The organism is Paraburkholderia sp. BR10923, assembly GCF_040948765.1.
GTDB classification, from domain to species: domain Bacteria; phylum Pseudomonadota; class Gammaproteobacteria; order Burkholderiales; family Burkholderiaceae; genus Paraburkholderia; species Paraburkholderia youngii.
The window spans coordinates 199,013-211,393 of the sequence record NZ_JBFPKO010000008.1; the positions used below are offsets into that span (position 1 = coordinate 199,013).

The window sequence follows — 12,381 nt, forward strand, 5'->3', positions numbered from 1 at the left end:
GCTCGTGGCCAACCACCACGCGACCCTATGACCATTGCCATTTAACTCCCTCCGATCGCGGCCATCTGTACGGCCACCCACACAGTCACGCGGCGCCTGGGGGCAAGATGCAAGACCTGCGACGGCGCCGACGGGAAAGTCATACGATAGGCTCGCCCGTCACCGGCCGGACAAGAGGACCATGGAACGAAGCATCGTCAGGAACATCTTCATCAACTTTGCCGGAGCCGTCGCGCCGACCTTCGTGTCCCTCGTGACCGTGCCGGCCTACATTCATCTGCTGGGCGCCGAGCGCTATGGGGTGATCAATCTGGTGTGGGCGCTGATCGGCTACTTCAGCGTCCTCGATCTGGGCACCAGCCTCGCGACGGAAAACCAGATCGCCAAGGCGCGCGCGACCAACGACGATTCGATCGAACCGATTTTCTGGAGCGCGTGGTTCATGAATCTCGGCACCGGCATCATCGGCGGTGCGCTGATTTATGCCGGCACCATCGTCTACATCACCTACGGCGTGAAAATCGAGCCGGCGTTCCAGCGTGAAGTGATGGCGAGCCTGCCGTGGATCGCGGTGGCGGTGCCGATCGCGAACGTCACTTGGGTATTCGCGGGCGCGATTACCGGCGTCGAATGCTTCGCGAGCTACAACATCAACCAGATGCTCGGCACCGCGCTGTTCCAGCTGCTGCCGATCGCGGCGGTCTTCTGCTTTTCGCCGTCGCTGGCGTTCGTGATTCCGGCCGCGGTGATCGCGCGCTTCATCGCCGGCCTGATGCTCGGCGTGGCCGCCATTCGCGCGCTCGGCATTCGCCGGATGCGGCTGCCGCAATGGCGCCTGATGATCGGGCTGTTCCGCTACGGCCGTTGGCTGCTGATGTTTTCCGGCGCCAACATGATTGCCTCGACCCTCGACCGCGTGTTCGTCGGCGGACTGCTCGGCGCGCGCTTCGTCACCTACTACGCGACGCCGCAAAACCTGATCAATCGATTGAACCTGCTGCCGCTCGCGATGGTGCGCACGCTCTTTCCGCGTCTGTCGGCCGCGTCGCGCGAGGATGCGGACGCGCTCGCGCACCACGCGCTCGCGTTTCTCAATGGCGCTTTTACGCCGTGCGTGATCGTCGCGCTGTTCGCCTTGAAGCCGTTCCTGCTGCTGTGGCTCGGTCCGCAGCTTGCCGCCTCGGCGCCGGTCGCGAGCGTGCTGATCGTCGGCGTGTGGCTGAGCGGCCAGTCGAGCATCCTCGGCAGCCTGTTGCAGGCGCAGACCCATCCCGCGGCGGTAGCAAGCGTCAGCTGGCTTCAGTTGCCGTTCTTCACCGGCGCGTTGTGGTGCGGCATCCAATGGTTCGGCATCATGGGCGCGGCGGTCGTCGTCGTGCTGAAGGCGCTGTTCGATTACTCGGTGTTGCTCGCCTTCTCACGGCTGCATGCGTGGACGATCGTGCGCAACATGCTCGCGCATCTGGCGTTTCTGCTCGTCGCGCTCGCGCTCGCGGATTCGATCAACGCGCTGCTGCTGGCGATCATCGCTGCGCTCGCGTTGAGCGCAGCGAACTTCGGCATATCGCTGCGCGGGTCCAGCGAATTGCGCGCCGCGCTTTACCGGCTCTGGCTGCGTCTCGTGCCGTCGTCCGGACGGGCACGAGGCTGAGTCCCGGCATCACAACAGTTCGAACGTGTTGGCGAACGATGCGCCGGCGCGCTCGCGCCGCCGCTGCCCGAAGCGCGCCTGAGTGCCACGCACCTGACGCGTAAGACCGATGTACGGCATTCCATGTTCGAGGTACGGCCCCTCCGTTTTGCGAAAGCCGAACTGCTCGTAGAACCCGCGCAAGCCAAGCGGCGCACTCACGCGCGTGGCGCGGCCCGGCCAGCGTTCGGCGACCGCTTCGAGCACGCGCTCGATCAGCATCTCGGCGGTGCCGTCGCCGCGCCGCAGCGGACTCGTCAGCACCTTGTCGATCGTCACTTCCGGATCTTCCGAATCGCCGGGCTGCACCCGCGCATAGGCGAGCACCGGCATTGGACGTGCCATGTCGTCGACCGCGAACACATGCAAAGCGTGCTCGTCGCGCCCGTCCGCGTCGAGGCACACATGCGACTGCTCGACGACGAATACCGCACTGCGCGCACGCAGCACGATATACAACTCACGTGCAGATAGCTGATCGAACTCCAGCGTTTTCCAGTTCATCACGCCCCCGGCGGTCAAAATACCTGGCGAAACCGGCGATGCCTGCCGTGCGCGACGGCCGGCCGATCCATGACGGTCCCTCATCATCGACTACACGGTAGCCTGCGCGAAAGACGTGCTTCCGTGCGCCATCGCACTGACGCTCGGGGTTGCCGATTCTTAAATACGAGCCAACGAAGCGCAGTCTCACCACGTGCCCCGGTATCGCAGATGGCTTCACACAGCCCGCCTGCATCACCGCACCGCACCATCGCGCACACACATTGCGGTCTTCGCACCGCACGAACCTACCCACGAAAATCAGGCGCCCACGATCATTCGATCCCGGCACCCATCGGCAGACCTTTGAGCATAAGGGGGAGCACTGCATGAAAACTGCTTTGAGACGCATCCTTTCAGAATCCGCACGCCTGGATGTCCCGGTGGAAAGCCTCGCCGACGACGCCGACCTCTATGCTGCCGGACTCTCATCGCTCGCGACCGTGCATCTGATGCTTGCCATGGAAGACGAATTCAACGTCGAAATTCCTGACCGTATGCTGACGCGCCGCCTGTTCTCGAGCATCGACTCGATGGCCGCCGCGATGACGGAGTTGCTGCAGGCCAAGGCGGCAGCATGAGCGCGCCGCTGCTGGATCAGGCCGCCGCGGCGGCCTGCGGGGCGGCCGCGAACTCGACTACCGACGCACGGGCCGGCGCTGGCGAGAGCCCCGCCACCGGGGCGCTGACCGCGCTCGACAGCGGTCCCGAATGGCGTGCTGCAGCGCATCGGTGCGCGGCGATCGCCGCGCAATACGCGGACGCTGTCGACCGTGACGCGCGCTTTCCGGTCGAGGCGTTCGACGCGCTGAGGGCCGAGCGTTTGTTGTCGGCGATGGTGCCGACCGCCTACGGTGGCGCGGGCCTGTCGCTTGCCGATATCGGCGCGATCTGCGAAACGCTCGCCCAGGGCTGTGCATCGACGGCGATGATCTATGCGATGCATCAGATTCAGGTCGCGTGCATCGACTCTCATCGCGGCAATTCGGCCTGGCAAGCGAGCCTGCTCGCGCAACTGGCCGAGCAGCAATGGCTGCTCGCGTCGGCGACATCGGAAGAGACGATCGGCGGCAACATGCGTACGAGCGCGTGCTCGGTCGAGCTCGATGGCGCGCGTTTCCGGATCGAGAAGCTCGCACCGACGATCTCGTACGGCGCGCACGCCGACGGCATCCTCGTGACCGCTCGGCGCACCGCCGAAGCGGCCGCGTCCGACCAGGTGCTGATCGTCGCGCTGCGCGCCGAAACGCAGCTCGAGCGACGCGGCGGCTGGGACGCGATGGGCATGCGCGGCACCTGCAGCGAGGGCTTCCGGCTCGTCGCGACGGGACTCGCCGAACAGATTCTTGCGACGCCGTTCGCCGACATCGCCGATCAGACCATGCTGCCCGTGTCGCACACGCTGTGGGCGTCGGTGTGGACCGGCATCGCGATCGACGCGGTCAATCGCGCGAAAGCGTTCTTCCGCGCGCAGGCGCGCGCGAAGCCCGGCTCCATGCCGCCGGCGGGCCTGCGGCTTGCCGAAGCCGTCGGGCTGCTGCAGATGATGCAGGCGCGTCTGTCGGTTGCACTGGAGGCCGCGCGCGCCGCGCATCAGGCACGCGAGGGCGCGATCCAGGCGGACGCCCCGCTCGCGGCGATGCTCGGTTTCGCGTCGGACATGAACACGCTGAAGACCAGCATCTCGAGCACCGCGCTGCAGGTCGTACAGGAAGTGCTGATGATCTGCGGCATGGCGGGCTACAAGAACGGCACACCTTATAGCGTCGGGCGCCATCTGCGCGACCTGCACTCGGCGCCCTTGATGATCAATAACGACCGTATCGCGCAGAACACCGCGAGTCTGCTGCTCGCGCAACGTCCTGCCGCGCCGGGGAGACCCTGAATGAAGCTGATGACCGATACCGCCGCTGCTGCCACTGCCGCGGCGGCCTCCGCCACCGACGTGGGGCCTTCGCTCACGCTGCGCGACGAGATGCTGGCAGCCGGCCTGCTGATCGACACCGGCGAAAACGGACTGTATGGCCGCAGCCAGATTTTCGAGGACGTGATCGATCGATTGAACGTGGCAATTACGCATCTCGGCAAAGATCAGCAAGCCGAAGTACTGCGTTTTCCGCCCGCGATGCGCCGCACCGACTTCGAGGACAGCGAGTACCTGAAGAGCTTTCCGAATCTCGCGGGCACCATCCATGCGTTCTGCGGCGACGACATGGGCCATCACCGTCTGCTGCGCGCGCTCGACGAGGCGATGGCCGACAGCGACGACGACCGCGGCGACGCGTGGCTAGCGCAACAGAAACCGACGCGCGTCGTGCTGACGCCGGCCGCCTGCTATCCGATCTATCCGGTGATGGCGCGGCGCGGCCCCCTGCCCGCCGGCGGCCGCACGATCGACGTGCTGTCGTACTGCTTCCGCCATGAGCCGTCGCTCGATCCGGGCCGGATGCAAATGTTCCGTCAACGCGAATACGTGCGTCTCGGCAGCCCCGAGCAGGTGATGGCGTTCCGGCAGATGTGGATCGAGCGCGGCTCGTTGCTCGTGAAGCTGCTGGGCTTGCCCGTCGAAGTCGATCTTGCGAACGATCCGTTCTTCGGCCGCGGCGGCAAGATCGTCGCCGATAGCCAGCGCGCGCAGGCGCTCAAGTTCGAGTTGCTGATCGCGGTCGCCGATCCGCGCGGCAAGACGGCCTGCCTGTCGTTCAACTATCACATGGACCACTTCGGTGCGATCTGGAAGATCGCCTGCGACGACGGCACGACCGCGCATACGGGTTGTGTCGGCTTCGGCATGGAACGCATCACGCTCGCGCTGTTCCGTCATCATGGGCTCGACGTCGACGCGTGGCCCGACGACGTGCGCGCGCTGCTGTGGGGCGATACCGGGAGCCGCGTCGCGGATGCGCTGCAGGCGGCGCAATCTATGCAAACCGCAGCCGTGGCTGGAGAGCGCGCATGAACTCATCGCCGACTTCGGCGCTTGCCGGCTCGCTCGCCAACTCGTCGCTGCCGCGACGCGCAGGCGATCCGCCGACGCCTCAGCAGACCCACGCGGCGCCGCGTGCCGGCACGCAGCTGCGCGAGCACGTAGCGCACGCGCTGCATCAGGGCGAACGCGTGTGGCAGGAGACCAACTGCTACGTCGATCTGTGGATCGAGCTGCTGCACGGCTTCGGGCTCGACCCGCGCGCGGCGCTCGCGTTCACGGTCACGCAGGACTTCGAAGGCGATCAGTTCACGTTCTTCAAGTTTCCGCTCGATGATCTCGAACGGCTGTATGGCACCCAGGTGCAGGAGCTCGCGATCTACGATTCGCTCGAAGAACGCGTGCTCGCGCAGACATTGCGCGGCCACACCGTGCTGGTCGAAGTCGACGGCTACTACCTGCCCGATACGCGCGCGACCTCGTATCGCAGCGAGCATCCGAAGACCACGATCGGCATCGACTTCGTCGATACCGCCGCGCGCCGCCTCGGCTATTTCCACAACACCGGCTACCACCAGCTCGAAGGCGACGACTACGACGGCGTGTTTCGCAAGCTGCCGCATTTCACCGGCCAGCCCGATCTGCTGTTTCCGTACGTCGAGTTCGCCAAGCAGGCGCGGCCCGCGCTCGAAGGCACCGCGCTCGCGGAGGCGTCGGCGCAACTGCTGTGCGCGCATCTGGAGCGGCGTCCATTGAGCAATCCGATTTCGCAATGGCGTGCCGCGTTTCCAGCGCATCTCGATACGCTGTTCGAGCGCGACGAGGCGTACTTCCATTTGTACTCGTTCAATCTGATGCGGCAGCTCGGTGCGAACTTCGAGTTTCTGTCGAAGTATCTGCAGTGGCTGTCCGCGCAAGGCTTCGAGATGCCGCCGACGATACCGGCCGCCGCGCAGTGCATCGCGTCGGAATCGATGGTGATGCAGTTCCGGCTGATTCGCGCGCTCGCGCGTGGTCGCCGCGATAGCTGCGAAGACTGCTTCGACGTGCTTGAAAGCGCCTATGAACAAACGCTGCCGCCGCTAGCCGCTCTGGTGCGCTAATGCGTTGATGCGCGTGCCTCGCGCCGCGCGGTTTTTCCGGGAATTGACCGTGGATGTATCGACACTCGATCCGGCGGCTGACGAGAGCGGCGCCGGCCGTCCGCGCGCGGACGGCGCGCTCTCCCTATGGCCACAACGGCTCGACACCGGCTGGGCTTGTCTGAGCACCCCACCCAACGCCTATGCGTCACCGGCCGATCTGCCCGCGCAAGGCTGGCTCGCCGCGCCCGTACCCGGCACCGTCGCGAGCGCGCGGCGCGCCGCCGGTCTGCTCGATGTCGATCACCCGCCACCGCTCGCGTTCGACGATCACTGGTATCGCGTCACGCTGATCGGCACCGGTCGGCGCCGCCTGCGCTTTCATGGACTCGCGACGCTCGCGCAAGTGTGGCTCGACGATGTGAAGCGGCTCGATTGCGCATCGATGTTCATCGCCCATGATGTGGATATCGAACTGAATGGCCGTGCGACGCTCGTGCTGTGCTTTCGCTCGCTGACGCCGGCGCTGGCGGCCAAACGCTCGCGTGCGCGCTGGCGGCCACGCCTCGTGTCGCCGCCGACGCTTCGCAATGTGCGCACCACCCTGCTCGGCCATATGCCCGGCTGGTGTCCGTCGATCCATGCGGTCGGGCCGTGGCGTCCAGTCGAGATGCTCGGCGACGCACCGCACGCATTCGACACGATTGATCTGACCAGCCGGCTCGAGCATGACGATGGGGTTGTTTCGTTGACGTTACGTTTCGTACACCCCCACGACGCCGCCTGCCGCGCGACACTCGCGTGCGGCAACCATGTTTCGTGTTTGCAATGGCACGATGCATATACACTCACCGGCGACGTGCGCGTGCCCGATGCGAAACGCTGGTGGCCGCACACGCACGGAGAGCCCGCTTTATATCCTCTGACGTTGCAACTCGCCGACGGCAACGTGATCAGCCAGTCTCTGGGCTCGATCGGCTTTCGTCGTATCGAAGTGGATCGCGGCGCCGATGCTGCGGGCTTTACCTTGCGCGTGAATGAGGTGCCCGTGTTCTGTCGCGGCGCGTGCTGGACCAGCGCCGATCTCGTCACGCTAGCAGGCACCGAAGCGCAATTGCGCCATACGTTCGAGCTCGCGCGCGCCACCGGCATGAACATGCTGCGCGTCGGCGGCACGATGCTCTATGAATCAGATCTGTTTTATGCGCTCGCCGATGAGTACGGCCTGCTGATCTGGCAGGACTTCGCGCTGGCGAATTTCGACTACCCGAACGATGCCGCATTCAGCGCACTGATCGAGCGCGAAGCGAGCCAGTTCCTGACCCGCACGCGTCGCTTCGCGTCGCTCGCGGTGCTATGCGGGGGCAGCGAGGTCGATCAGCAGGCGGCGATGTTCGGACTGCCCGCGGCGCGGCGCGCGCAACCGATGTTTACCGAGCTGCTGCCCGCGCTCGTCGCGCGCGAACGCGCGGACGTGCCCTATGTCAGCAATTCGCCATCGGGTGGCGCGTGGCCGTTTTCGACTAACGAGGGCGTCACGCACTACTACGGCGTCGGCGCGTATCAGCGGCCGCTCGCCGACGTGCGGCGCGCACAGGTGCGCTTCGCCGCCGAATGCCTCGCATTCGCCAACGTCCCCGACGACGCGACGCTGCACGACGCGCTCGGCACGATCCACACGCACGACCCGCGCTGGAAAGCCGCCGTGCCGCGCGATGCCGGCGCAGGCTGGGATTTCGACGACGTGCGCGATCATTATCTGCAGGCGCTTTACGGCGTCGAGCCGGCGCGCTTGCGCTATGAAGACACGGCGCGCTATCTGGATCTGTCGCGCGCGGTGGTTGCCGATCTGATCAGCGACGTGTTCGCCGAGTGGCGGCGCGCGGGCTCACCGTGCGGCGGCGGCCTCGTGTGGCAGTTGCAGGACCTGCGCGCGGGCGCGGGCTGGGGCGTGATCGACGCGATGGGACGGCCGAAAAGCGCGCTGCACGGCTTCGCGCAGACACTGCAGCCGTTGCAGGTCACGCTGACCGACGAAGGCCTGAACGGCCTCGATATCCATCTGATCAACGAGCGCGCGCAAACGTTTAGCGGCGAACTCGAACTGGTCTGTCTGCGCGACGGCAGCGTGAAGGTCACGTCCGCGCGCAGCGCGCTGACGCTTGCGCCGCGCAGCCTGCAACGCATCAGCGCGGCCGCGCTGCTCGGCCAGTTCTTCGATCTGACGCATGCGTACCGCTTCGGCCCGCGCGCGCACGATGTCACGATTGCAACGTTATACGATGCCGCGAGCGGCGAGATCGTGTCCGAGGCGTTTCATCTGCCCGAGCGTAGCGTGCACGCGCGAGCTGACCTCGGTATGACCGTTCAGGTCGAACGTCGTGGCGACGGCAACGGCTGGCAGCTCGCGATCGAAACGAAGCGCTTTGCGCGCTTCGTTCATATCATTGACCCGCACTATCGCGCGACGCGCGACTGGTTCCATCTCGCGCCGAACCGGCGCTGTGTCGTGCCGCTGCTTCCGCTGGAACCGCTGTTGCCGACCGTGTTCGCCGCGTCGCCGCAAGAAGTCGTTGCTCCTGCATCAAACGCGGCCTTTAAAGTGGATGAAACAAGCGCGGCGCCCCAAGGGGAAGTCCGCGCGATCAATGCGCTTTCCGCCATCTTTTACGGCTAGTGGTGATTCCGAACTAGTCGCAGGCCCGCGAGGCGCGCCAGAGCCCGCTTCGCACCTCTCGAACTGTCGGCTCCGCGCAGTCACTGTTGGCTCGAACGCGACTGTTAGCGGCTCTAAAAGGCTTTGCGTGCGACAGCGTACGCACTCCATTTAACACTTCTGAATCATTTCCGACACTTCAGGTCGAGCGCTTCAAAACGTGCATGCGGCGCCAGGTTCAAATCTGAGACAGCTTCGACAGCCCGCCTGTTTTTGGCCGTGAAGCCTTTGATATCAAGGGATTCCCCGAAACCCAAAGCTTTCATACGATGCATTCCCCATCCGGAGGGGGTGTGCAGAACTGAAACAAAAAGCCGCTTTTCCCCTGCCGACGCACTCCGGGTTTGTTCGCTGCGCCGCATCAGCACACGTTTTCCCTTATGTTGGCACGGTCCTCGCTATTACCTTCACGCAACAGAGTGCCACCGCACACGAGCGCAACAACAGAGGCGGTGGCAGACAGGCCTATAACGGGGCCGATGCTGGTCATCCTAGCTGCCCGCCGGGCAGCCCTGTCCCGAGGATGCGGGCATCGGATCAAATAAACGGAGAGAGTCGCGCGCGGCGCGGCTTTCATGCGAGGACCGATCATGTTGACACTTCAATCCGATTTGCACGGTAACCATCTGCTGGGCGCATTGCCTTCGCACGAATGGCAAGCGCTGGCCCCCCACCTGGAACTGGTTCATCTGCGCACCGAGCAGCTGCTGTGCGACTCGGGTCAACGGATCCATCATGTTTACTTCCCCACCACCGCGATCATCTCCATGCTCTCGACGATGGAAGACGGCAGCTCCGTCGAGATCGCCGCGGTCGGCCGCGAAGGCATGACCGGCGTGCCGGTCCTGACGGGTGGCGAAACCATGCCCAACCGCGTGCAGGTGCAATGCGCGGGCTTCGCCTACCGGATGAGCGCGCAGGCGCTCAAGCAGCAGTTCGCGCGGTCCGACTTTCTGCGCCGCCTGATGCTGCTGTATATGCACGCGCTTCTGACCCAGGTCGCGCAGACCGCCGCGTGCAACCGCCATCACGCGCTCAACAAGCAACTGTGCCGCTGGCTGCTGATCGAAGTGGATCGCGTCGCGTCGAACGATCTGACCGTCACGCAGCAGCTGATCGCCGACATGCTCGGCGTGCGCCGCGAAGGGATCACCGAAGCGGCCGGCAAGCTGCACGACGAAGGCCTGATCCATCATAGCCGCGGTCATATCAAGGTGCTCGACCGCAAGGGCCTCGAAGCCCGCGCGTGCGAATGCTACGGCCTCGTGAAACGCGAATTCGATCGTCTGCTGCCGCGCCTGCGCCAGGCGGAGACCGTCGAATAAGCGGGACGCCGTTCGATGACCGGGGTCGATTTGCCTACGTTTAGGGCTACTTCTCGATGTCTCGACGTGCTCTTCGTGATTGCAGGCGGTCTGCTAGCCCACTGGATCCGCTTTCCCGCGCCAATCGCGTTAGGCGATACCGAGCGCCTTCTGATTGCGTTCAACTGTGTGCTGGTTCTGCTGCTGTTTCCGGGCTTCGGCGCCTATGAGACGTGGCGCGGCAACGCGCTCGCGCCAGTGCTCGCAAGAATCGCCGCCGCGTGGGTCGTGGTGGTCGCGACCTCGCTCGTGCTCGCGTTCACACTGCATCGGATGGATGCGGTGTCGCGCCTATGGTTCGGATATTCGACGCTGATCTCCGGCGCGCTGATCATTGCGACCCGCTGCATCATGCACGTGGTGCTGCGCTTCGTGCGCCGCCGCGGGATGAACGCGCGCACCGTCGCGATCGTCGGCGCACCGGGCTTTGCGCGCACGCTGCTCGCGCATCTCGAGCATGCGCCGCAAGCGGGCTTCAAACCGGTGTGCGTGTTCGACACTAGCGTGGCAGGCCGCGACGCGTATGGCGCGCGTCTGGCCCGCCTGCCCGTGCTGACCGATCTGGAAGCGTTCGCGACGAAGGTGCGCGACGAACGCGTCAACGAAGTGTGGCTCGCGTTGCCACTTTGCGAAGAACACACGATCTACCGCTTCACGCGCACCTTCAGACACGACTTCGTCAATCTGCGCTTCATTCCCGACGTGCGCGGTCTGTCGCTGTTCAATCATGCGATCGTCGATGTCGTCGGTTTGCCGACGCTGAATCTGAGCGCGACGCCGTTCTCGCCGCCGCAGATGTGGCCCAAGCTGATGTTCGACCGCCTGTTCGCCGCGCTAGCGCTGTTCGCACTCGCGCCGGTGTTCGTCGTGCTCGCGATCGGCATCAAGCTCACGTCGCCGGGACCCGTGTTTTTCCGGCAGATCCGCAAGGGCGTCGATGGTCAGCCATTCTGCATCTACAAGTTCCGCTCGATGACCGTGCACCGGGAAGAGCACGGCCAGATCACGCAGGCGACCCGCAACGACTCGCGCGTGACGAAGCTCGGCAGCTTCATGCGCCGCACGAGTCTCGACGAGCTGCCGCAGTTTCTGAACGTGCTGCTCGGTCAGATGTCGGTGGTGGGTCCGCGCCCGCATGCGATCGAACACGATGATCTGTACAAAGACCAGGTGTACGGCTACATGCACCGCTACCGCATCAAGCCCGGCATCACCGGCTGGGCCCAGGTCAACGGCTATCGCGGCGCGACCGCCAAGGTCGAGAAGATGGAAGCGCGCATAAAATTCGATCTCTTCTATATCCAGAACTGGTCGTTCTGGTTCGACATGAAGATCGTCTTCATCACGGTTTTCAAGGGCTTCGTCGGCCGCAACGCGTTCTGATCATGCGATCGAGCGGATCGCTTCCGACGGTGGCGGCCATCGTGCCCGCGCCGCGGCGCGCTGCAAATGGAAACGCCAACTCCGGCGGCCCGATCGACAGCCGCCATCGTTGACGCAAGACAAAGAGCCGCGACGGACTCCGTCATGGACGGACCCGCCGCGCGACACCGCCGCTACAGGAACTGGCTGACGTCGGTCTGAAACCGTACCGCGAGCGCCTTGGCGACTTTCTTGCTGATCGCGCGGCGCCCCGCGAGAATATCGCTGACCACGGTCGGCGACGCGATGCCGGCCAGATCCTTCTGCTTGAGACCATGCGTGGTCAGCAAATGGCGCAGGACCTCGCGCGGCTCCGCTTTTGGAATCGCCAGGTTGCGCGCTTGCCAGTGACCGACCAGCTCCTTCACGATCGCGTGCAGATCCGCGAGCGGATCGTTGTCTTCGCCACTTAGATGATCGGACAGCGAGTTTGCGATGCGCACCATCTGGTGATAATCCTCTTCGGTGCGAATCGGCGTGATCGGCAACTGGCTCTTAAGCGCAGCCCAGGTTGCGGCAATGTCGGGAAAAGGTCCCGGAAGGCGATCGGCATTCATGAGTTTAAATTCGTCCTCGTCCAAAAGCCGTCGGCGCGTTAATCGGTGACGCGCGAATGACGACTGCCTGTTGTAGTGAAT

At 64.8% G+C, this 12,381-nt stretch carries 11 protein-coding genes; 8 read left to right on the top strand and 3 right to left on the bottom strand.

Annotated features, from left to right (window positions below):
- Nucleotides 1-181: 181 nt before the first annotated feature.
- Nucleotides 182-1,651 (top strand): oligosaccharide flippase family protein, encoded by a 1,470-nt coding sequence (locus AB3X94_RS17405; protein ID WP_368612165.1) that lies wholly within the window; start codon nucleotides 182-184, stop codon nucleotides 1,649-1,651.
- A 9-nt stretch (nucleotides 1,652-1,660) separates the two neighbouring features.
- Here AB3X94_RS17405 and AB3X94_RS17410 read toward each other — a convergent pair whose 3' ends face one another.
- Nucleotides 1,661-2,194 carry a GNAT family N-acetyltransferase gene (locus tag AB3X94_RS17410; protein WP_368612166.1) on the bottom strand — a complete coding sequence of 178 codons (534 nt, stop codon included), beginning with the start codon at nucleotides 2,192-2,194 and terminating at the stop codon, nucleotides 1,661-1,663.
- Between the two features lie 368 nt (nucleotides 2,195-2,562).
- On the opposite strand from AB3X94_RS17410, the gene AB3X94_RS17415 reads away from it, so the two are divergent.
- Genes AB3X94_RS17415 through AB3X94_RS17435 form a run of 5 tightly spaced genes read left to right on the top strand, consistent with a single transcriptional unit; the run spans nucleotide 2,563 to nucleotide 8,918 of the window.
- Entirely contained in the window at nucleotides 2,563-2,814 is a 252-nt protein-coding gene (locus tag AB3X94_RS17415; protein ID WP_176108732.1) for an acyl carrier protein, read from the top strand.
- A complete protein-coding gene (locus AB3X94_RS17420) occupies nucleotides 2,811-4,118 on the top strand; it encodes an acyl-CoA dehydrogenase family protein (protein ID WP_368612167.1) in 1,308 nt (435 codons plus the stop codon). The genes AB3X94_RS17415 and AB3X94_RS17420 overlap by 4 nt, the downstream gene beginning before the upstream one ends.
- Complete coding sequence (locus AB3X94_RS17425) at nucleotides 4,119-5,192, top strand: amino acid--[acyl-carrier-protein] ligase (protein ID WP_368612168.1); 1,074 nt, start codon at nucleotides 4,119-4,121, stop codon at nucleotides 5,190-5,192. It begins immediately after the preceding gene.
- Nucleotides 5,189-6,262, top strand: coding sequence for a DUF1839 family protein (locus tag AB3X94_RS17430; protein ID WP_368612169.1), 1,074 nt, complete (start codon nucleotides 5,189-5,191; stop codon nucleotides 6,260-6,262). Before AB3X94_RS17425 ends, AB3X94_RS17430 begins: the two co-directional genes overlap by 4 nt.
- Nucleotides 6,263-6,269: 7 nt before the next feature.
- Nucleotides 6,270-8,918 (top strand): glycoside hydrolase family 2 protein, encoded by a 2,649-nt coding sequence (locus tag AB3X94_RS17435; RefSeq protein WP_368612170.1) that lies wholly within the window; start codon nucleotides 6,270-6,272, stop codon nucleotides 8,916-8,918.
- 164 nt (nucleotides 8,919-9,082) lie between these two features.
- On the opposite strand, the gene AB3X94_RS17440 is transcribed toward AB3X94_RS17435, so the two are convergent.
- The gene (locus tag AB3X94_RS17440; protein ID WP_368612171.1) at nucleotides 9,083-9,325 is read right to left on the bottom strand and encodes a hypothetical protein; all 243 of its coding nucleotides are present in this window, start codon (nucleotides 9,323-9,325) and stop codon (nucleotides 9,083-9,085) included.
- A gap of 222 nt (nucleotides 9,326-9,547) precedes the next feature.
- On the opposite strand from AB3X94_RS17440, the gene AB3X94_RS17445 reads away from it, so the two are divergent.
- Together AB3X94_RS17445 and AB3X94_RS17450 are read left to right on the top strand one after the other, a co-directional pair.
- Nucleotides 9,548-10,282 (top strand): Crp/Fnr family transcriptional regulator, encoded by a 735-nt coding sequence (locus AB3X94_RS17445; RefSeq protein ID WP_006048767.1) that lies wholly within the window; start codon nucleotides 9,548-9,550, stop codon nucleotides 10,280-10,282.
- 15 nt (nucleotides 10,283-10,297) lie between these two features.
- Nucleotides 10,298-11,704 carry an undecaprenyl-phosphate glucose phosphotransferase gene (locus AB3X94_RS17450; RefSeq protein ID WP_368612172.1) on the top strand — a complete coding sequence of 469 codons (1,407 nt, stop codon included), beginning with the start codon at nucleotides 10,298-10,300 and terminating at the stop codon, nucleotides 11,702-11,704.
- 173 nt (nucleotides 11,705-11,877) lie between these two features.
- Here AB3X94_RS17450 and AB3X94_RS17455 read toward each other — a convergent pair whose 3' ends face one another.
- Nucleotides 11,878-12,300: a type II toxin-antitoxin system HigA family antitoxin gene (locus tag AB3X94_RS17455; protein WP_176108738.1), complete on the bottom strand. Its 423-nt coding sequence runs from the start codon at nucleotides 12,298-12,300 to the stop codon at nucleotides 11,878-11,880.
- Nucleotides 12,301-12,381 lie beyond the last annotated feature (81 nt).

Coding starts and splice junctions, on each gene's coding strand:
- AB3X94_RS17430 (WP_368612169.1), top strand. CDS start 5,189: ATGAACTCATCGCCGACTTCGGCGCTTGCCGGCTCGCTCGCCAACTCG.
- AB3X94_RS17405 (WP_368612165.1), top strand. CDS start 182: ATGGAACGAAGCATCGTCAGGAACATCTTCATCAACTTTGCCGGAGCC.
- AB3X94_RS17415 (WP_176108732.1), top strand. CDS start 2,563: ATGAAAACTGCTTTGAGACGCATCCTTTCAGAATCCGCACGCCTGGAT.
- AB3X94_RS17410 (WP_368612166.1), bottom strand. CDS start 2,194: ATGAACTGGAAAACGCTGGAGTTCGATCAGCTATCTGCACGTGAGTTG.
- AB3X94_RS17450 (WP_368612172.1), top strand. CDS start 10,298: ATGACCGGGGTCGATTTGCCTACGTTTAGGGCTACTTCTCGATGTCTC.
- AB3X94_RS17425 (WP_368612168.1), top strand. CDS start 4,119: ATGAAGCTGATGACCGATACCGCCGCTGCTGCCACTGCCGCGGCGGCC.
- AB3X94_RS17455 (WP_176108738.1), bottom strand. CDS start 12,300: ATGAATGCCGATCGCCTTCCGGGACCTTTTCCCGACATTGCCGCAACC.
- AB3X94_RS17435 (WP_368612170.1), top strand. CDS start 6,270: ATGCGCGTGCCTCGCGCCGCGCGGTTTTTCCGGGAATTGACCGTGGAT.
- AB3X94_RS17420 (WP_368612167.1), top strand. CDS start 2,811: ATGAGCGCGCCGCTGCTGGATCAGGCCGCCGCGGCGGCCTGCGGGGCG.
- AB3X94_RS17445 (WP_006048767.1), top strand. CDS start 9,548: ATGTTGACACTTCAATCCGATTTGCACGGTAACCATCTGCTGGGCGCA.